Consider the following 18868-nt stretch of genomic DNA (forward strand, 5'->3'; position numbering starts at 1 on the left):
ACTCCCCGCTACTCATGCTGAACCTCGTGCTCTTCGGCCCACCCGGCGCCGGCAAAGGAACGCAAAGCCAAAAGCTAATTGCCCGTTACAACCTAGTTCACCTTTCAACGGGTGATTTGCTGCGCGCCCAAATTACGCAGGGTACCGAATTGGGCTTGCGCGCCAAAAAACTCATGGATGAAGGCCTGCTCGTGCCGGATGAAGTAGTGATTGGCATGATTGACAGTGCTCTTAATGACAACAAACAGGCTGCTGGCTTCATCTTCGACGGTTTTCCCCGCACTGTACCCCAGGCAGAAAGCCTAGATCAGCTACTGGCCAAGCACGATACCAAGGTGTCCTGTATGGTAGCGCTAGAAGTAGCCGAAGAAGAACTAGTGAAGCGTTTGTTAGAGCGTGGGAAGACTTCCGGCCGCCCCGACGATCAGAACGAGGAGAAAATCCGCAAGCGTGTAACGGTGTATAACACCGAAACTGCTCAGGTGGCTGGCTATTACGCCCAGCAAGAGAAATTCCATGCCCTCAATGGCATTGGGGCTATCGAAGATATCTTCGGTCAGATCTGCACCATCTTGGATGAGCAGCTACCTGCCACTTCGGAAAGCAGCCGTCAGGCAACCGACGAAGTAAAAGCGTAACTTTGCAGCTACTACCCATTGGGGTAGTGGCAGAACTATCTGTCATCCTGGGCATCGCAAAGAACTCCCCGCGCATTTGTAATGAATGCGGTGGTTGTTTTTGCAATGCGCAGGATGACAGTTGTTTTTAGGCAGCGCCAGACGCTTCATCCTAACTTTCATTTTTCATTCTTTCCCACTGTGGCTTCTAATAACTTCATCGACTACGTCAAAATCAACTGCCGCTCGGGCAAGGGAGGAGCGGGCTCGCACCATTTCTTCCGGGCTAAAGGCCTCCCCAACGGTGGCCCCGACGGTGGCGACGGCGGCCGTGGTGGCCACATCATTCTAGAAGGCAACTCCCAGCTCTGGACGCTGCTGCACCTACAATACCAGAAGCACCTAATTGCTAAGCCTGGCGAGAATGGTGGCGAGAACCTGCGCACGGGCGCCCAGGGCGACGATATCATCATTCAGGTGCCTCTTGGTACCATTGCTCGTGATGCGGAGACTGGCGAGAAAAAGCTGGAAATAACAGAGCACGGCCAGCGTCTTATCCTTACGCCGGGCGGCCGGGGGGGGCTTGGCAACGACCACTTCAAGTCTGCTACCAACCAAGCCCCGCAGTATGCCCAACCCGGCGAGCCTGGTATTGACGAGTGGGTAATTCTAGAGCTCAAGCTGCTGGCCGATGTTGGTTTGGTGGGCTTTCCTAATGCTGGTAAGAGCACATTGCTGTCCGTTGTATCGGCGGCTAAGCCCAAAATTGCTGATTACGCTTTCACGACTCTAACGCCTAACCTCGGAGTAGTAGCCTACCGCGACTATAAGTCGTTCGTGATGGCCGACATTCCCGGTATCATTGAGGGGGCCGCAGAAGGTAGGGGCTTGGGGCATCGGTTTTTGCGGCACGTGGAGCGCAACTCCATCCTTCTGTTCATGATCAGCTGCGATTCGCCAGACATCAACGCCGAATACGAAGTGTTGCTGAATGAATTGGAGCAGTTCAATCCGGAACTGCTGGAGAAAAAGCGTTTGTTAGCCATTACCAAATCAGATATGCTAGACGACGAGCTGGAGGCAGAAATCCGGGAGTCTCTACCTACTGAGCTGCCGACCATCTTTATTTCTAGCCTCACCAACAAAAATATTCAGCCGCTGAAGGATATGATCTGGCAAGCGCTTCACGCTGAATAAGTAGTACAGCCGCCTAGCATGAAGCAACGCTGCCAGCAGTTCTCTGCGAGTGTTGCGGACTCTACTAAGGATTTGCGCCAGTGCGTCTGAACTAACTACCTGGCTTTCGGAGTTTCTGTGCCACAATGACAGCTGACCTGGCTTTGGCAAACTCCTTGTGACGCGACTTGGCTCTATGTCTTCCCGATTCAACCCATTCCGACGATTTCAAGCGAAAATGGCTGACGATAAAACTCCCCAACCCGAGGATACCCAATTCGACCAAGTTGACGCTGCCGCTGACCACGTAGCCGGCGAGCTTCCCCAAGAACCCACTGCGCCTGAACTAGGAACAGTGGAAAGCGCCGATACGGAACCTGCAGCCGGATCAAAAACCGATGCCGAATTGGCTGACCTGAAGGATAAGTACTTGCGTCTGGCTGCCGAGTTTGAAAACTACAAGCGCCGCACCACCAAGGAGCGCGCCGACCTGTTTAAAACTGCCAACCAGGAGTTAATGGTTGCCCTGCTGCCCGTCCTCGACGATTTCGACCGGGCCCGCCATCATACCAAAGACACTGACAACGCAAGCGCGGTGCGTGAGAGCATCGACATCATTCAAAACAAACTTCAGAAGACGCTGAGCCAAAAAGGTTTAGCTTCTATGGAGGCCAAGGGCGGTGCTTTCGACCCCGAACTGCACGAAGCCATTACGCAAATTCCGGCTCCTTCTGAGGATCTAAAAGGTAAGATTGTGGACGAGGTAGAAAAAGGCTACTATCTCGGCGACAAAGTGATCCGCCACGCCAAAGTGGTGTTGGGTCTGTAATAAGAAGTTGTCATGCTGACGAAGGAAGCATCTCTACCGCTTGCTTCGAGTAAACCACTCTGGTAGAGATGCTTCCTTCGTCAGCATGACAGACGAAGTACAACGAGATGGCAACGAAGCGAGATTATTACGAGGTGCTAGGCGTAGCCAAAAACGCTTCGGGCGACGAGATAAAGAAGGCCTACCGGAAGGTGGCCATCAAATATCACCCCGATAAAAACCCCGACGACCCCACGGCCGAAGACAAGTTCAAGGAAGCCGCAGAGGCCTACGAAGTGCTGTCGGACGCCAATAAAAAGGCCCGCTACGATCAGTATGGGCACCAGGGCATGGGCGGTAACGGCGGTGGCCCGAACATGGAGGATATCTTCTCCCAGTTCGGTGACATCTTCGGTGGCGGCGGTTTCGAAGGCTTCTTTGGCGGCGGTGGCCGTGGCCAAGGTGGTCGGCGCGTACGCAAAGGCTCTAACCTGCGCATCAAGCTCAAGTTGGACCTCGAAGAAATAGCCAACGGCGTTGAGAAGAAAATTAAGGTGAAGCGCTATGTGGCGTGCAACACCTGCTCGGGTACCGGTGCCAAAAATGGCACTGATCTCAAAACCTGCGGTACGTGTAACGGCCAGGGCCAGGTGAAGCGGGTAGTAAATACCATGTTGGGTCAGATGGTAAGTGCTTCTACTTGCCCTACCTGCGAAGGCGAAGGCAAAGTAGTCACTAGCAAGTGCGATGTATGCCAAGGCGAGGGCCGTCAGTTGCACGAGGAAGTTATTCCGATTAACATTCCGGCAGGTGTAGCCGAGGGCATGCAGCTAAGCATGAACGGCAAGGGTAATTACCCCGAGCGTGGGGGCGTACCCGGCGACTTGCTCATTCAGATTGAGGAGGAGCCGCACGAACTACTGAAGCGCGACGGCAACAACATCATGTTTGAGCAGTATATCTCGTTCGTGGATGCAGCCTTGGGCGCTAGTATTGAGGTGCCTACCATTGAAGGCAAAGTAAAAATCAAGGTAGAGCCAGGCACCCAGCCCGGTAAAATCTTGCGCTTGCGTGGTAAGGGTATCAAGGACATCAACGGCTACGGCCGTGGCGACCAGCTTATCCACCTCAGTGTATGGACGCCCAAGAATGTAACCAGTGAGGAGCGGGAGTTGCTAGAGAAACTACGCGACGCCCGCAATTTCACCCCGAACCCTGGTAAGAACGAGAAAGGCTTCTTCGAGAAAGTGAAAGAGTATTTTCAATAAGCACGTGGCAACTTAGCTCTTCGTGAGTTTTACGGTTGTTAAAACGCCCACCTTCTTCGCTGGAGGTGGGCGTTTTGTATGATAAGGGTTAACTACTGGCGTATGGCCTAGCCTTGATCAATGAGCTCCAGCGCTTTCTCTAGTAGCTCGTCGCGGCCAGCTTGTAGGCCTTGCACGGTGGGGTGCATTTCTACATCCGGTACAATGCCTACGCGCTGGGTTTCGCGGCCATCTGGGTAGTAGATACCAATGCCGGAAATCATAGTGGACAGGTTGCCGGGCAGGGCAAACCGCGACACATTGCCATCGGCGCCGGCGGTTGTGCTGCCCAGCACAGTGGCGCGTGGCGCGGTACGTAAGGCCATCGTTGTGTATTCGGCTTGGCTTTGCGTTTCCTCATTTACCAAGATGACTACCTTGCCGGGGTAAGCCTGGCCTTTACCGGGGCGCACGTGCAGGGCGTTGGTCCAAGTGAATAACCCAGGTTGGCTAGGAACCGGGATGGAGAACTTGACGAACGGAGTGGGCCTTGGCACTAGGTACTGTGACAAAGTGAACACCACAAACTCGGCGGGGTAGTTTCGGATGTCGATTACCAAGCCTTTGGTTTGACTGAACTCGGACATGATGCGGGGCAAGCTTTTCGTACTGATCTGCCCTAGCGTGAGGTAGCCCACATCGGGCCGCAGGAAGCGGTGGCTACTATCGGTAGCGGCGGTCTGGGTAGGTGGGGTGAGGGAGGAGAGGCTAACTCGGTTTACGTCGAGCGTGCTGGCTTTACCGTTGCGGATAATGCCTAGGCGCACCGTGGGGGTATTGCCGCGCAGTAGCATTCCGGCCATGTTGCGCAACTGGGTAGGCTGGTTGGAAGCAGGAAAAATAGGCTGGCGTGCTTTCACCCAATCTGCCACTATTTCCCCGTCTACCGTCGTGATAATGTCGCCGGGTTGTAGCACAGTGGGCGCGGCTTGCGTTGTTGGGCGCAGCTTGGCTACTACGGCCTGCTGCTGCACAAACTGAATGCTAACGGGCACGGTATAATTGCCACGGTAGTCGGTGAGCACCTTGTCGGCCCCCCAGAGGTTAGCGTGGGTATCATGAACGCGCGCAATTAAGCGTAGCGCCGCCAAGCGGTAGTGAAGTGCATCCGGTGCGTTGGCGAATTGTGGAATGAACTCCGAGAGGACGGGCTGCCAGTCTTCCCCAATGGCATACTTGTAGGGAAAGAAATACTCAATGATGTTCCAATAGCGGAATAGACCCAGCAGGCGGTAGCCCGCATCGGGATAGGCCATCTGGGCGTAGGCATCTTCGTGCAGAAACGCCAAGTTGCCGGCTTCGGCTGGCCCCACGTAGTAGTGGGCTGTCGCGGCTGCGGGGTGCGCGCGCAGGTACAACAGCTGCTGCTGCAGTTCCTTGCTGAGTTGCTTCCCGTCGGTCAGCCAAGCAAGGGTGGGCTGCACCCGAATTTTACTTGGAGAGACGGTGGCAGCCACGGGGCTAGTAACGGGGCCCAGGCCAGTAAGCCACGTGCTGAGCACCCGGCTACGGTCTGCCTGGTTTTGGCTGGCTAGCACGGCCGGCATGATGCGAAATAGCTCCTTATCCCAGTTGTAGTCGCCCCGGGCTACGGCGGGGTGGTAGTATTTCACAAAGCCCCACACCTGACCCAGCACCGCTAGGTTCTCAACTTGCTGCGCGCTAAGCTTGCTGAACGCAATACCGGAGCTTTTCTGGAAGGCCGTATCCGCGTCGGCTTTGTACACTGTCGTGGCTTTGGGGCGGGCTTGGGTGAGCGGTTTGCCGTCGATAGTGAGGCTTAGATTATCAAGCCACGCGCTGCCAGTACCTACCAGCAGGCCACCTAGGTAAATAGTTTTTGCCTCGGGCGCCAGGGGCAGCGTTATAGAATACAGCTGCCAGTCGTGCGTGCCTTGGAGGTTGGCTTTCTGCATGTTGTCGAACCCTAGCGTGCCGTTCGGGCCATCCAGGCGCATCCAAAGTCCCGCGAAGCCATTCTGAACGGCCTCCGTTTTTAAGTAGCCGCTGAGGGTGATGGACTTACCCTGGTAACGAGCCGGTATGGCCCAATGCGCGGCCCCAAAACTGTTCGTGCCAGCATCATAGGAGGACTGGAGGCGCACGGAGTAGCGGCCCTGTTGGTGCACCACGGAATCGGTTTGCACTTGGTAGCCGGGAGTGGGGGCACCGGGGCTATGGATGCCGGGCGCCCAGCCGGCAGGTAGGTGGCGGGCTTTGTCTTGAGTTTCTAAGTCAAGATTAATGGAAGCAAGGGTAGTGGATTGGGCTTTCACCCAAGAGCCGCTGAGCAAGATGCCGCAGCCAAGAAGCCAAGTAGTATAACGGGTAGGCACAGAACAAAAGAATAGAGGATGAATAATGCTACCGATAAGATGCATAAAAGCCCCTTAAGGTGGCAGATAGAAACTAGAAAATGGTAGCAACGGGCCGCCGTCAGAAAATAATTTTAGGTTGGGCTGTAATGCTGGGCTCGGCTCGGCGACTCATGTTGCGTTACTCTATTAGCCTATTGTACTCGTGTCAGCCTCTGCTACTTCTGCGCCGTTCGTGGCCCACCTTGCTGCCCATCAGTTGCTACTGCAACGCATTTGCCGGATGTACTCTGCCAATGCCGACGACCGCCAGGACTTGTACCAGGAAATTGTGCTGCAACTCTGGCGCGCCTACCCCAGCTACGAGGCCCGGGCTAAGTTCAGCACTTGGCTTTACCGCATTGCCCTAAACGTGGCTATTTCCGACTTGCGCCAACGTACCCGCAAGCCGGCCGCCGAACGGTTCGGGCCCACCGTGCCGGACGTAGCACCTCCCCCCGAGCCGGGGCCCGACGCCGAGGATCTGGCTCAGCTCTACCATGCCATCGGGCGTCTTTCCGATGTGGAAAAGGCCTTTGTGCTCTTGTATCTCGAAGAACGCACCTACGAGGAAATGGCCGACATCCTTGGCATTACCCAGAACAATGTGCGCGTGAAAATGCATCGCGTGCAAGACAAGCTTCGCCACCTACTAACCCAACCCGCCTAATGGACCTCGATAACTTCCGCCGCCAGTGGCAACAGGGTCAGCCCTCCGAGACATTGGATGCAGCTGCTCTTTCTCAGTTGTTGACTCGCCGCTCTACTAGCCCGGTAGCGAAAATGCTGCGCAATGCGTGGCTAGAATCGGGGTTTAATGTGCTGTGCTTTCTGATCTTCGGCTCAGTACTAACGGCACCAGCAGCTACCCAAAGTACCTTGGGGTTGGCTCGTAGTATATCTGCGGCTATGCTGGTGCTGTGTGTGGTAGCCGGGTACTACTACTACCACAAGGTGCAGGTGCTTCGGCAACTGCGCCAAGCCAACGGCCCCCTCCGAGACCATGTGGCACGCCAGCTTCGCACGCTTCGGCAATTGATGCACTTGTACAACCTTGGTACGCTATGGAGCATTCCGGCCGTCTTTCTGATAGTCTTGGGCTTTTTGGGTGTTCAGCTTTCCCAGAAGCTAGCGGGCCAGAAACTACTACTTAGCCTGGTCATCACGACCGGGATAGTTCTGGTAGTAGGGGGAGCTACTTTTCTGCTGATGCGCCAAACTATGCGCTGGTACTTACAGCACCTCTACGGTCAGTACCTCGACCGGCTGGAAGCGGCCCTGCACGAGTTGGGGGAATAAAGCAGCCGGTTGGTTGAAAGACCATGTTTACGACATAGTAAAAAAGCTACATTCGCTAGTACCAAAACCAACTCACCTAGCTGTGCAACCCATCCTTCAAGCTATCAACGTACGCAAGGCCTATGCCGCGCACGTTGCCCTCGATGGCGTGAGCCTCGACATTCCGGAGCGTAGCATCTTCGGCCTGCTCGGCCCTAACGGGGCTGGCAAAACGTCGCTGATTCGTATTATCACCCAGATTACCGGCGCCGACGAAGGCGAAATCCGGTTCCGGGGGGAGCGGCTCAAGCCCGACCACATTGCCCAAATTGGTTACTTACCCGAGGAGCGTGGCCTCTACAAGAAGATGAAGGTAGGTGAGCAGCTACTCTACCTAGCCCGTCTGCGGGGCCTAAGCCGCGCCGATGCTACCCAGCGCATCAAAGGCTGGCTTACCCGCTTCGACATTAAGCCCTGGGCCGAGAAAAACGTGGAGGACCTTTCCAAGGGCATGCAGCAGAAGGTGCAGTTTATTGCTACCGTGCTGCACGAACCCAGCCTTATCATCCTCGACGAGCCTTTCTCGGGCTTCGACCCCATCAATGCTAACCTAATCAAGGACGAGATTCTGCGCCTGCGTGAGGAAGGTGCTACCATCATCTTCAGCACCCACCGCATGGAGTCGGTGGAAGAAATGTGCGACAGTATTGCCCTCATTAACCGCAGCCGCAAGGTGTTAGATGGGCCTGTACGCACCATCAAAGACCAGTTCAAAACTCAGACCTACGAGGTAGAAGGCAAAGGTCGGCTGATGGTAATGCACCCAGATTTTGAAGTGCTCAAGCACCAGGAGCGCGAGAATGGCTTCTTCTACGACCACATTAAGCTGCACGGCGGCACTACCCCCAACGACCTGCTGCGCTACCTCATTGGGAGCGTGGAAGTACACGCATTCCGGGAGCTGATTCCGAGCATCAACGACATCTTCATTCGCCGCGTGCGCGAGACCATGCCCGAGAGCTTGGTAGAGGAATTTGAAGTTACGAGCTAAGGCCATGCTGGTCCCGTACCGGCTACCCTTTGCTTTATTCCAATCACCCATTACTTGACGCCTACTTCCTGACTTTTACATCTTCTTACTCATGGATAAAATCTGGCTTATCGCGCAGCGCGAATACCTCACGCGGGTGCGCAAGAAAAGCTTTATCATCATGTCGCTGATTGGGCCCTTGCTCACGGTAGCCCTGTTTGCAGTGCCCATTCTGATTGCGAGCCTAAGCGACAAAGACAAGACCGTGGCAGTGGCCGATGCGGGCAATCTGTTCAGCCAACAGCTCCCGGAAGCCAAAGAAGATCTGCGCTTTGTGCGCGTGTCGCCGGAGCTGGCTAAAGCCAAGCAGGAGTTCAAAGCGGGCAAGTACGAGGCCCTGGTTTACATCCCTAAGCTAGATTTAGCCAACCCCACCGGCTTTCAGGTGTTTTCCCGCAAGGGTCTAAGCGTAACCCTGGAAAGAGATATCAACCGCGTTATCAACCAAGAGGTGGAAAACCAGCGCCTGGCCCAATCGGGTATTGCCCGCGCCACCCTGGACCGCCTCAAGGCCGACGTGGACCTGCAAACTGTCAGCCTCAGTGAGGATGGGGAGCGGAGTTCCAGTACGGGTGTTAGCACGGGCATTGCCTACCTCTGCGGGTTTCTGATTTACATGTTCATCTTCATTTACGGCGTGCAGATTATGCGCGGGGTAATGGAGGAGAAAACTAGCCGCATTGTGGAGGTAGTAATTTCCACGGTGAAGCCATTTCAGCTGATGATGGGGAAAGTGCTGGGCATTGCTGGCGTGGGCCTCACGCAGCTGACGTTGTGGGTGGTGCTGTCCATTGGCATCAACTCCGCAATAGCCGGCTCCATCAGCCCGGAAAAGATTATGCAAAGCCGCGTAGACCGCACAACGGCTATGGTGCGCACCGATACGCCCGCGGAAAAGGCCGCCAAGAAGGAAACGAATGTTGCGGCCAAAATGGTCACGGCCTTGCACAATGCCAATCTGAACGTGCCGCTTCTGGTGGGATGCTTTCTGTTCTATTTCCTGGGCGGCTACTTGTTCTACGGGTCCCTGTTTGGGGCCATTGGTTCGGCCGTGGATAATGATACCGACACGCAGCAGTTCATGCTACCCGTGACGATGCCATTAATTCTTACGTTCGTGGTGTCCCAGGCAATTCTGACAACCAACCCGAACGGAACCGTAGCAGTTTGGATGTCTATGATTCCGTTTACCTCGCCCATTGCCATGATGATGCGCCTGCCATTTGGTGGGGTGCCCATGTGGCAGCTGGGCGTATCCATGGTCTTGCTTGTGGCTGGTTTTGTGGCTACTACTTGGCTAGCGGGCCGCATCTACCGGGTTGGCATTCTGATGTACGGCAAGAAAGTAACCTACGGCGAGCTGTCGAAGTGGATGTTTTATAAGGGCTAGACCACCTGCAATGCTCAGCTCGATTCAGGCACCAGCCAATTTGTACAGTGCTCCACCGGCTGGCCTGGCCGTGGCGTTTGCCCTAATCACGCTCTTGGCGGTGCTGTGGTTTTGGGTGGCCGCGCGCCGTAGCAACCCCAAGCAGGCCCGAGTGCTATTGGTAGGGCTGCTGCTGTGGATGGCCGCGCAAGGATTTTTTGCGAGCCTAGGCCTGTACCAAGACCTAGCTGCGCGGCCGCCTCGGTTATTATTGCTCGCCATTTTACCTGCACTGTTGGCTATAGTAGCTGCCTTTACCACGGCGCGCGGCCGTCGGTTTATCAATGGTTTGCCATTAAGCACGCTAACCTACCTAAATGTGGTGCGCATACCGGTGGAGCTGGTGCTGTATGGCCTGTTCTTGGCGAAAGAAGTGCCCGAACTCATGACTTTCATGGGCCGCAACCCCGATATTCTGGTGGGACTTACCGCGCCGTTGCTTGGCTTGTGGGGATTTACGCGCCCGTGGCTGCCGCGGGAGGTCGTGCTGCTGTGGCACGTATTGGCCCTGCTACTGCTACTGAACATTGTCTTCTGGGCAGTAGTGGCCTCTCCGGTACCATTCCAGCAGGTGGCCTTTGCCAATCCGAACGTGGCGGTGCTGAAGTTCCCGTTTGTGTGGCTGCCCGCCGTGGTGGTGCCCATTGTGCTGTTTGGGCACTTGGTTGTGCTGCGGCAGTTAAGCAAGGCCCCGGTGCCCGCCAGCCCAGCAACCTAGGTAGCAGGTAGCACCTCTATACGCCGCACTTTCAGTGGCTGCTTCAAACAAAAGCAGCCCAATTAAGGTCATTACCCTGAACGCAAAGGCCCCGACGTACACGCGCGTCGGGGCCTTTGCGTTATGAATTGCCCGTACCTTTGAACACGCCTGCCGCCCTTGGTAACGCCGAGTGCTGGGCCATCCACCGATGAAAAAAGTATTCCTATTTCCTCTGCTTTTCCTGCTGCTTAGCTTGGGGCTGCGCGCCGACGATAAACCGGCTTATCGCCTGTTTACGGCCACGGGCAAGCCGGCTACCTACGATAAGATGCTGAAAGAGCTGGCTGCGGCAGACGTAGTTTTCTTCGGGGAGCAGCACAACGACCCGATTGCTCACTGGCTGGAGCTACAGCTTACCAAGGACCTGCTGCGTGTAAAGCAAGGACAGCTGGTGCTGGGCCTGGAAATGTTTGAGCGCGACGTGCAGCCCCTGGTAGACCAATACACTACAGGCGAACTGTCGGATAAGGACTTCGAAGAACAAAGCCGCCCCTGGCCTAACTACGGTACCGACTATAAACCACTGCTGCACTTAGCCAAGCAGCAGAAGTTTCGGGTGGTAGGTACTAACGTGCCGCGTCGGTTTGCCTCTCAGGTAGCTAAGGGTAGCCTCACGGCGCTCAATGACCTGCCCAGTGCCGAAAAAGCCTGGGTGGCTCCGCTTCCCCTGACCGTTGATTACGAGCTGCCGGGCTACAAGAATATGGTGAAAATGTTTGGTGGCGACGCGGCCCACGCTGCCGGTGTGCAGAACATCATCCAGGCCCAGGCGCTAAAGGACGCTACTATGGCCTACTTCCTCAACCAAGCCCGCCCCGCGGGGCACTTGCTGCTACACCTCAATGGCGCCTACCACTCCGACAACCACGACGGCATTCTGGCCTACTTGCGCCAGCAAAACCCCAAACTCCGCGTGCTGACCATCAGCACCGTGTCGCAGGAGCAACTGGGAAGGTTGGACAAGGACAATGAGCAAAAGGCTGATTTCGTGCTGGTAGTGCCCCAGGACATGACCAAAACCTACTAGGCCGCGCCTACGCTGATTTCTTGTCGCCAAGGCAAACTACATCGTGCAAGGAAACGCGAGCCGTTGAGAAAAGCCACTTATAAACGTACCGGCCCTACTTTCGGGCCGTACAAGGGCACTGGCTCTTCTCTCTTCACTCGTATGATCTCCACGCAAGACTTCACCGCCCTGCCCGACGCAGCCACCTTACAGCGCCTCTGCCAATCCTTGGCCGTTCTCGATGCCATCAACTCTCCGGATCCGGAGTACCGCTACTATACCTACAATTCCGACTGGGATGAGCAGGAAACCGTGTTTGAAATGAACGACGGGGAAGGCGACCAAATGCTGGTACTGTTTCGGCCGGAAGGCTGCGTAATCAATGGTTTCCTGGCGGAATACGACCAGCCCGACAAATCCCAGGTGACCCGCGGCCTGCCCGACGCGTTTGAAGAATTTATCTTCGGCGAGCCGGTCAACTCCATCGGTACTACATTTTGCCTCTGGTACACGCCCGCCCACGGCTGGCAAACCGGCATTGTTGAAAGTGAAGACGATGGCTCGGAGGAATTGCTTTACATCTTCGACAACAACCCCGAAACCTACGCCGACTGGGCCAATGAGTATTACCTCGATGAAACCGAGCGGGAGCCCATTGAAACAGAAGCCGTAGCTCCCATCTACCAGCACCAGCCGCTGACGAAAGCTGCCGCCCTTGCTATCAACAATGAGTTGGATGACTGGACCCAGCTAGCAACCGATTTAGAAGGAATTGGCTACGCGCACGAGCTGACTAGTTAGACATCTGGTTAGTGCGTATGCTACACTAGCGGGAGTAGGAACAAATCTATAAAGCAGCGGGGCGCCGGGCTGGTTGCGAGGCCACTACCCTAAGAGCAGGTGCAAACCTGCCGCTAGTGCCCCGCCCAGAAGTGGGCCTGCTACCGGAATCCAGGCGTAGGACCACTCACTAGAGCCCTTGCCCCGTATGGGAAGCACTGCGTGGGCAAGACGAGGGCCCAGGTCGCGGGCAGGGTTGATAGCGTAGCCTGTGGTTCCTCCCAGAGCCAAGCCTATTGCCCACACCAGCAAAGCCACGGGTAAGGCCCCCACTGAGCCCAAGCCAATGGCCGCGCGTGTACTCGTAATTTCGGCGCCCGTAATATACAGCACGGTGAACACGAGCACCAGGGTTCCAACCACCTCACTTAGCAGGTTGAAGGGATGGTTGCGAATGGCCGGGCCAGTGCAAAACACGGCAAGCTTCAGCAGGGGCTCTTCGGTGCGGTCGAAGTGGTCTTTGTACAGCACCCATACTAGCGCCGAGCCCACGAAGCCGCCAGCCAACTGAGCAGCTATGTAGCCAGGGGTAAGTTCCCAGGCAACTTTGCCGGCTAGGGCGAGCCCTAGTGTAACGGCTGGATTCAGATGCGCCCCGCTAGCTGGCCCTGCTACTACTACGCCCACAAATACGGCTAAGGCCCAGGCCGTTGTAACAACCATCCAACCGCTATTGTGTCCCTTCGTGTCCTTTAGTACTACGTTGGCAACCACACCATCCCCTAGTAAAATGAGAATAGTTGTCCCAATAAACTCTGCCGCAAGCGGGCTCATGAGGCAACGGCCGTTTCGGGCTGGGCAGCAGTAGCAGTAGCTACGGGGCGGTGGCCGCCCTTCGCCCACACTTGCAGCGCCTGCACGGCCCGGTTCCAGTTGTCGATACCTTCCTCAATACCTGCCCGATTGGCCTTGGGCTCAAACGAAGTATCGGACTGACCTAGGGCTTTAATTTCCTCCACACTCTCCCAATAGCCCACGGCCAAGCCTGCCAAGTAGGCTGCGCCTAAGGCCGTCGTTTCGGTGATGCGCGGACGGGTTACTTTCGTGTTTAGCACATCTGCCTGGAACTGCATGAGCATATCGTTGGAGGAAGCGCCGCCATCCACGCGCAGCTCCGCAATGGGTAGGCCCGAGTCGGCTTCCATTGCCTTTAGCACGTCCATGGTTTGGAAGGCAATAGCTTCTACCGCCGCCCGGGCAATGTGGGCCGACTTAGTAGCTCGGCTCATGCCAAAAATGACGCCTCGGGCGTAAGGGTCCCAGTAGGGCGCGCCCAGCCCGGCAAAGGCAGGCACGAAATACACACCATCGGTGCTGGTTACCTGGCGCGCTAGCTGTTCAACTTCCGCTGAGGTTTTGATAATGCCCAGGTTGTCGCGCAGCCACTGCACCACGGCGCCCGCAATGAAAATACTACCCTCTAAGGCATACTGCACCTGCCCGTTTATCTTCCAAGCTACCGTCGTCAGTAGGTTGTTATGGGATACTTTCGGTTCCGAGTCGGTATTCATCAGCATAAAGCAGCCGGTGCCGTAGGTGCTTTTCACCATGCCCGGACTAGTGCAGAGCTGTCCAAAGAGGGCGGCCTGCTGGTCGCCGGCAATGCCCGCAATCGGGATTTTGGAAGCGAAGACGGTTGTTTTCGTTTCCCCATATACCTCGCTCGACTCCCGTACTTCGGGTAGCATACTGCGCGGAATGTCGAATAACTGTAGTAGCTCTTCGTCCCACGCCAAGGAGTGAATGTTGAACAGCATGGTGCGCGATGCATTGGTGACATCGGTGATGTGCAGCTCGCCCTGGGTGAAGTTCCAAATCAGCCAGCTGTCCACTGTGCCAAAGGCTAGTTTACCTGCCTCGGCCTTTTTGCGCGCGCCTTTCACGTTGTCCAGAATCCACTTCACCTTGCTGGCCGAAAAGTAGGCATCTAGTAGCAAGCCCGTTTTCGAGCGGATTAAGTCTTCGTGGCCTTCTTCCCGCAGTTGGTCACAGTATTCGGCTGTGCGGCGGTCCTGCCACACAATGGCGTTATAGACCGGCTTACCTGTTTTGCGGTTCCACACCACTACGGTTTCGCGCTGGTTGGTAATACCTAAGGCTGCAATGCTCTTCCCGTTTTGCCCCGCTTTCACCGTGGCTTCCGCCGCTACTCCCGCCTGGGTCGACCAAATTTCCAAAGGGTCGTGCTCTACCCAGCCCGGCTTCGGGAAAATTTGAGTGAATTCTTTTTGTGCCTTTGACACGATGTGTCCTTTATGGTCAAACAGAATTGCGCGGGAGCTAGTCGTGCCTTGGTCGAGAGCAAGAATATACTGGGCCATAGGAAGGGAAGTAAAGGTGGGAGGGAAGAACGAAAGAAAACGAAACAAGGGCGCTGCCACTGGTCACAAGTAACCTAGCAGCATCTTAGCTGAGGCAGAGTAGCAACTATATACTCTGCCTACTAGCCAGTGGCAGCCCGCTTTGCAAGAGAGCGGCGGTAGCAACCTATGCGGCTGCCGCTTTCACGGGTGCTGGCTGGGATTCTAGCAAGTAGTGCTGTGCTACGGCTGTAAAGGCCGCTACCTGTTGCTGTTCCCAGCGTTGGTCGTGGCCTAGTTCTTGGGCTAGAAGGGCGGCTACCTCCGGTGCCATACGGATGGCGGCGGGCGCATCAAGGAAAAGCACCCGGACGCGGCGGGCCAGCACATCTTCCACCGTGCGCGCCATTTCGTAGCGGGCTGCCCACACTACCTCGGCCTTCAAAAATTCGAGAGACGCGTCAAGTTTCTGCCCTAGCTCGGGTTGCTGAACAATGAGTTGCTGCAGGGCCGGCTGGTCGGTGCCGTACACGTACAGGTGGTTGCTGTGGTCGGGGGTGGGTTGGGCGCCGTGAATGGGCATTTGGGCCGTGGTGCTCTTGGCAGCCGGTAGCTTACCCAGGGCAATAGCTTTATCTACGGTGTCCTGGCCCATGCGGCGGTAGGTAGTCCACTTACCCCCCGTGATGGTGATAAGTCCCGCCTCTGACACCAGAATTTTGTGGCTGCGGGAGATTTCCTTGGTTTTCTCCGAGCCGGCCTGCGGTGCGGCAAGAGGCCGCAACCCCGCGAAGATGCTGAGGGCGTCGCTGCGTTTGGGCGCCCGGGTTAAGTAGCGAGCAGCCGTGCGCAAGATGAAGTCGATTTCTTCCTCTAACGCCTGCGGCTCCTGGCTGTGCTCATTCAGGGGCGTATCGGTGGTGCCAAGCACCACGCGGTTGTGCCACGGCACGGCAAACAGTACCCGCCCGTCGTCGGTCTTGGGAATCATGATGGCATCATCGCCAGGCAGGAAAGACTTGTCGAGCACGATGTGCACGCCTTGGCTAGGACGTACAAGCTTTTTGGTACCAGGCTTGTCCATTTGCAGAATGTCGTCTACAAAAATGCCGGTTGCATTCACCACGGCCTTGGCCGTTAGCTCGTAGGTAGTGCCGGTTTCCTGATCGGCGGCCATTACCCCCGAAATCTTGCCTTGGGTATCTTTCAGCAACCCGCGCACCTCAAAGTGGTTGAGCAGCGTGCCACCCCGCTCTACAGCAGTCTGGGCTAGGTTTACGGCTAGGCGGGCATCGTCAAACTGTCCATCGTGGTACAAAACGCCTCCTTTCAGGCCATCGGCTTTGATATTGCCCAGGCGCCGGAGGGTTTCCGTCTTACTAAGGTGTTTCGAGGCCCCTAAGCTGAGCTTGCCGGCCAGCAAGTCATACATGGTGAGGCCAATAGTATAGAAAGGGCCGCCCCACCATTCGTAATTAGGAATGATGAAATCTTGGTTTTTCACTAGGTGAGGGGCATTTTTTAGCAGTAGCCCCCGCTCGTATAACGCCTCGCGCACCAGTGCTACGTCACCCTGAGCTAGGTAGCGGACGCCCCCATGCACCAACTTAGTACTGCGGCTGCTAGTACCCTTGGCATAATCTACCTGTTCGAGGAGCAATGTTGAATAGCCACGACTAATGCCGTCTAGTGCGACACCCAGGCCAGTGGCCCCACCACCAATTACAATCAGGTCCCAGCTTTTTTGGTTGGTCAGCTGCTGTAAGAGAGCAGAGCGTTGGAAGCGGGTAGTTGTAGTATCGTTTCGCATGGCTTTGTCAAACGGTGTGATTTCGTGCTATGGTGTATAAAGATAAGTAAACGAAACAAAAGGAAACAAGTTTCAAGTCTGCTACTAATCAAAGGCTTTCTTATTATGTTGTTTGTAAATCGGTGTGTTGAGATAATAGGAGGCGATTTTGTAAGCTTTGTTTCGTTTTGTGTAGCTTTTGCTTTCGCAATACGTTTCGTTTCTGCAGGATGGAAGCTAGCAACTCTCATCAAACCGGATACTTTTGCCTGAATGAATCCAAGTGTAAAAAGACACCAGCTAATTTTGCAGCAGTTGCAGGAGCATAAACACGTGGAGGTGCCCGACTTGTGTGAGGCGCTAAATGTGTCGGCCGTAACGATTCGGAAAGATTTGAAACTGCTGGAGGAAAAAGGGCTGCTATTTCGTACTCACGGCGGGGCTGCGCTGGAGAATCCCTACATCAAAGACCGACCAGTAAACGAGAAGGAGCAGCTGTTTGCGGAAGAAAAAGCAGCCATTGGGGCTGCCGCCGCTAGGCTGGTGGGAGCACAGGAGGCTATTATTATGGCTTCGGGTACTTCCATGCTGGCCCTTGCGCGGGCACTGCCCCCCAACCAGCCCCTCACCGTTATTACCTCCGCCCTCAACGTGGGGATGGAATTGCTGCGTCACCCTCAGATTGAGGTAATGCAACTAGGCGGCTACCTGCGGCATAGCTCTTCCTCCGTTACTGGGCCCTACGCCGAGCAAGTGCTGGCCGATATCTCCTGCAGCAAGCTGTTTTTGGGCGTCGATGGCATCGACTTAGATTTTGGTCTTACCACTACCAACATCGGTGAGGCGCACCTCAACCAAGCTATGTTGCGCGCCGCCCAAGAAACCATTGTGCTGGCCGATTCCTCGAAGTTCGGCAAGCGTGGTTTCGGTCGTATTTGTGGCCTCGACCAAGTTCACCGCATCATTACCGATGCCGGTATCTCGGCGCAGGATGTCAGGAAGCTGGAAGAGCAAGGCATTGCCCTGACGGTGGTATAGAAGTTTCACACGTACTGTTCACTACGAAAGAAGTATTGCTGCCAGCCTGCTTCCGGGGCTATCTAACGCACGTATGCTATGCGCACATTTCTGTTTGCTGTTCTCCTGAGTTTCTTCCAGGCGCCAACTACTGAAGTAACCGCGCCCGCCTTCACTGTGGTGCCGCTTGGGGTGAAAGGGGGGCTGGATGAAAGCAACCTCTCCGCCTATTTAGTAGCTCCGACGGGAAGCAGTGCCTACGTGTGCCTTGACGCGGGCACCGTGTACAGTGGGGTAGTAAAAGCCGTTGCCAACAAGGCCTTGGTGGGCCCAGCCGCCGCCGTGATACGTACCCATGTCAAAGGCTACCTGATTTCTCATCCTCACCTCGACCACGTAGCCGGCTTGCTGCTCAACGCCACCGACGATACGTCTAAAACCCTGTACGGGCTGCCCAGTTGCCTTGCTACCGTGCAGAACGACTATTTCAACTGGCGCGCCTGGCCCAACTTTGGGAGCAGCGGTGCCGCGCCAAATTTGCGAAAGTACCAGTTGCGTGAACTAGTGCCCCAGCAGGAAACCCCGCTCGAAAACACCGGCTTAAGCGTGCAGGCCTTTGCTCTCAGCCACGGGAAACCCTACCAAAGCACGGCTTTCCTTGTGCGCAGCCAACGCAGCTACCTGCTCTACCTCGGCGACACTGGCGCCGACGCGGTGGAGCAAAGTGCAAACCTGCGTACCCTCTGGCAGGCTGTTCGGCCGCTGGTGCAGGCTCATCAGCTCAAGGCCATTTTTATAGAGGCCTCCTACAGCAATGCCCAGCCCGAAAAGCAGTTGTTTGGTCACCTTACCCCAGCACTGGTAATGCAGGAACTAGGTGTGCTGGGGGAACTGACGGGGGTAGCCGCCCTGCGGGGGATGCCCGTTGTCATTACCCACATCAAACCCACTGCGGGCAACGAGGAAGTTATTCGCCAGCAACTAGCGCAGGCCAATAAGCTGCAAGTGAAACTCGTGTTTCCGGAGCAAGGGCAACAGCTGACATTCTAGAATCGGGCGCTGCAAGCGGCAATGGACGAATATGCGCTAACCCAGAA

Annotated in this window: 17 protein-coding genes; 13 read left to right on the forward strand and 4 right to left on the reverse strand. The window is 55.8% G+C overall.

Features of this window, described 5'->3' with window-relative positions; genetic code table 11:
• Nucleotides 1–14 precede the first annotated feature (14 nt).
• From CHB83_RS13870 to dnaJ, 4 genes are all read left to right on the forward strand, one after another.
• Entirely contained in the window at nucleotides 15–638 is a 624-nt protein-coding gene (locus CHB83_RS13870; protein ID WP_045687134.1) for an adenylate kinase, read from the forward strand.
• Nucleotides 639–818: 180 nt separating this feature from the next.
• Nucleotides 819–1814, forward strand: coding sequence for a GTPase ObgE (gene obgE, locus CHB83_RS13875; protein ID WP_045687135.1), 996 nt, complete (start codon nucleotides 819–821; stop codon nucleotides 1812–1814).
• A gap of 175 nt (nucleotides 1815–1989) precedes the next feature.
• Nucleotides 1990–2622 carry a nucleotide exchange factor GrpE gene (locus CHB83_RS13880; RefSeq protein WP_236705039.1) on the forward strand — a complete coding sequence of 211 codons (633 nt, stop codon included), beginning with the start codon at nucleotides 1990–1992 and terminating at the stop codon, nucleotides 2620–2622.
• Nucleotides 2623–2729: 107 nt separating this feature from the next.
• Entirely contained in the window at nucleotides 2730–3869 is a 1140-nt protein-coding gene (dnaJ, locus tag CHB83_RS13885) for a molecular chaperone DnaJ (protein WP_045687433.1), read from the forward strand.
• A 107-nt stretch (nucleotides 3870–3976) separates the two neighbouring features.
• Here dnaJ and CHB83_RS13890 read toward each other — a convergent pair whose 3' ends face one another.
• A complete protein-coding gene (locus CHB83_RS13890) occupies nucleotides 3977–6244 on the reverse strand; it encodes a S41 family peptidase (protein WP_179225534.1) in 2268 nt (755 codons plus the stop codon).
• 184 nt (nucleotides 6245–6428) lie between these two features.
• Here CHB83_RS13890 and CHB83_RS13895 point away from each other — a divergent pair, with 184 nt between their 5' ends.
• The 7 genes from CHB83_RS13895 (at nucleotide 6429) to CHB83_RS13925 (ending at nucleotide 12626) form a co-directional block, all read left to right on the forward strand.
• A complete protein-coding gene (locus CHB83_RS13895) occupies nucleotides 6429–6932 on the forward strand; it encodes an RNA polymerase sigma factor (RefSeq protein ID WP_045687434.1) in 504 nt (167 codons plus the stop codon).
• Nucleotides 6932–7561, forward strand: a complete 630-nt coding sequence (locus CHB83_RS13900) for a hypothetical protein (protein ID WP_089333061.1) — start codon at nucleotides 6932–6934, stop codon at nucleotides 7559–7561. Before CHB83_RS13895 ends, CHB83_RS13900 begins: the two co-directional genes overlap by 1 nt.
• A gap of 82 nt (nucleotides 7562–7643) precedes the next feature.
• On the forward strand, nucleotides 7644–8591 hold the full coding sequence (locus CHB83_RS13905; protein WP_089333165.1) for an ABC transporter ATP-binding protein: 948 nt from the start codon (nucleotides 7644–7646) through the stop codon (nucleotides 8589–8591).
• Between the two features lie 91 nt (nucleotides 8592–8682).
• Nucleotides 8683–10020: an ABC transporter permease gene (locus tag CHB83_RS13910; RefSeq protein WP_089333062.1), complete on the forward strand. Its 1338-nt coding sequence runs from the start codon at nucleotides 8683–8685 to the stop codon at nucleotides 10018–10020.
• 10 nt (nucleotides 10021–10030) lie between these two features.
• On the forward strand, nucleotides 10031–10777 hold the full coding sequence (locus CHB83_RS13915; protein WP_089333063.1) for a hypothetical protein: 747 nt from the start codon (nucleotides 10031–10033) through the stop codon (nucleotides 10775–10777).
• A gap of 190 nt (nucleotides 10778–10967) precedes the next feature.
• Nucleotides 10968–11846, forward strand: a complete 879-nt coding sequence (locus CHB83_RS13920; protein WP_089333064.1) for a ChaN family lipoprotein — start codon at nucleotides 10968–10970, stop codon at nucleotides 11844–11846.
• A gap of 141 nt (nucleotides 11847–11987) precedes the next feature.
• Entirely contained in the window at nucleotides 11988–12626 is a 639-nt protein-coding gene (locus CHB83_RS13925; protein ID WP_089333065.1) for a hypothetical protein, read from the forward strand.
• 84 nt (nucleotides 12627–12710) lie between these two features.
• Here the strand turns inward: CHB83_RS13925 and CHB83_RS13930 are convergent, their stop codons facing one another.
• From CHB83_RS13930 to CHB83_RS13940, 3 genes are all read right to left on the reverse strand, one after another.
• The gene (locus tag CHB83_RS13930) at nucleotides 12711–13439 is read right to left on the reverse strand and encodes an MIP/aquaporin family protein (protein ID WP_055562544.1); all 729 of its coding nucleotides are present in this window, start codon (nucleotides 13437–13439) and stop codon (nucleotides 12711–12713) included.
• On the reverse strand, nucleotides 13436–14986 hold the full coding sequence (gene glpK, locus CHB83_RS13935; RefSeq protein WP_089333066.1) for a glycerol kinase GlpK: 1551 nt from the start codon (nucleotides 14984–14986) through the stop codon (nucleotides 13436–13438). Before glpK ends, CHB83_RS13930 begins: the two co-directional genes overlap by 4 nt.
• A 166-nt stretch (nucleotides 14987–15152) precedes the next feature.
• Nucleotides 15153–16775 carry a glycerol-3-phosphate dehydrogenase/oxidase gene (locus CHB83_RS13940; protein WP_089333067.1) on the reverse strand — a complete coding sequence of 541 codons (1623 nt, stop codon included), beginning with the start codon at nucleotides 16773–16775 and terminating at the stop codon, nucleotides 15153–15155.
• A 252-nt stretch (nucleotides 16776–17027) separates the two neighbouring features.
• On the opposite strand from CHB83_RS13940, the gene CHB83_RS13945 reads away from it, so the two are divergent.
• Both CHB83_RS13945 and CHB83_RS13950 read left to right on the forward strand, forming a co-directional pair.
• A complete protein-coding gene (locus CHB83_RS13945) occupies nucleotides 17028–17792 on the forward strand; it encodes a DeoR/GlpR family DNA-binding transcription regulator (RefSeq protein ID WP_089333068.1) in 765 nt (254 codons plus the stop codon).
• Between the two features lie 78 nt (nucleotides 17793–17870).
• Nucleotides 17871–18821, forward strand: coding sequence for an MBL fold metallo-hydrolase (locus CHB83_RS13950; protein ID WP_089333069.1), 951 nt, complete (start codon nucleotides 17871–17873; stop codon nucleotides 18819–18821).
• Nucleotides 18822–18868: the final 47 nt, after the last annotated feature.

Source organism: Hymenobacter mucosus (assembly GCF_900188255.1).
Lineage (GTDB): Bacteria > Bacteroidota > Bacteroidia > Cytophagales > Hymenobacteraceae > Hymenobacter > Hymenobacter mucosus.

Bases quoted from the DNA above. Each gene is read 5' to 3' on its own strand.
- CHB83_RS13870 (WP_045687134.1), top strand. From the start codon at position 15: ATGCTGAACCTCGTGCTCTTCGGCCCACCCGGCGCCGGCAAAGGAACG.
- CHB83_RS13880 (WP_236705039.1), top strand. From the start codon at position 1,990: ATGTCTTCCCGATTCAACCCATTCCGACGATTTCAAGCGAAAATGGCT.
- dnaJ (WP_045687433.1), top strand. From the start codon at position 2,730: ATGGCAACGAAGCGAGATTATTACGAGGTGCTAGGCGTAGCCAAAAAC.
- CHB83_RS13900 (WP_089333061.1), top strand. From the start codon at position 6,932: ATGGACCTCGATAACTTCCGCCGCCAGTGGCAACAGGGTCAGCCCTCC.
- CHB83_RS13910 (WP_089333062.1), top strand. From the start codon at position 8,683: ATGGATAAAATCTGGCTTATCGCGCAGCGCGAATACCTCACGCGGGTG.
- CHB83_RS13915 (WP_089333063.1), top strand. From the start codon at position 10,031: ATGCTCAGCTCGATTCAGGCACCAGCCAATTTGTACAGTGCTCCACCG.
- CHB83_RS13920 (WP_089333064.1), top strand. From the start codon at position 10,968: ATGAAAAAAGTATTCCTATTTCCTCTGCTTTTCCTGCTGCTTAGCTTG.
- CHB83_RS13925 (WP_089333065.1), top strand. From the start codon at position 11,988: ATGATCTCCACGCAAGACTTCACCGCCCTGCCCGACGCAGCCACCTTA.
- CHB83_RS13930 (WP_055562544.1), bottom strand. From the start codon at position 13,439: ATGAGCCCGCTTGCGGCAGAGTTTATTGGGACAACTATTCTCATTTTA.
- glpK (WP_089333066.1), bottom strand. From the start codon at position 14,986: ATGGCCCAGTATATTCTTGCTCTCGACCAAGGCACGACTAGCTCCCGC.
- CHB83_RS13940 (WP_089333067.1), bottom strand. From the start codon at position 16,775: ATGCGAAACGATACTACAACTACCCGCTTCCAACGCTCTGCTCTCTTA.
- CHB83_RS13945 (WP_089333068.1), top strand. From the start codon at position 17,028: ATGAATCCAAGTGTAAAAAGACACCAGCTAATTTTGCAGCAGTTGCAG.
- CHB83_RS13950 (WP_089333069.1), top strand. From the start codon at position 17,871: ATGCGCACATTTCTGTTTGCTGTTCTCCTGAGTTTCTTCCAGGCGCCA.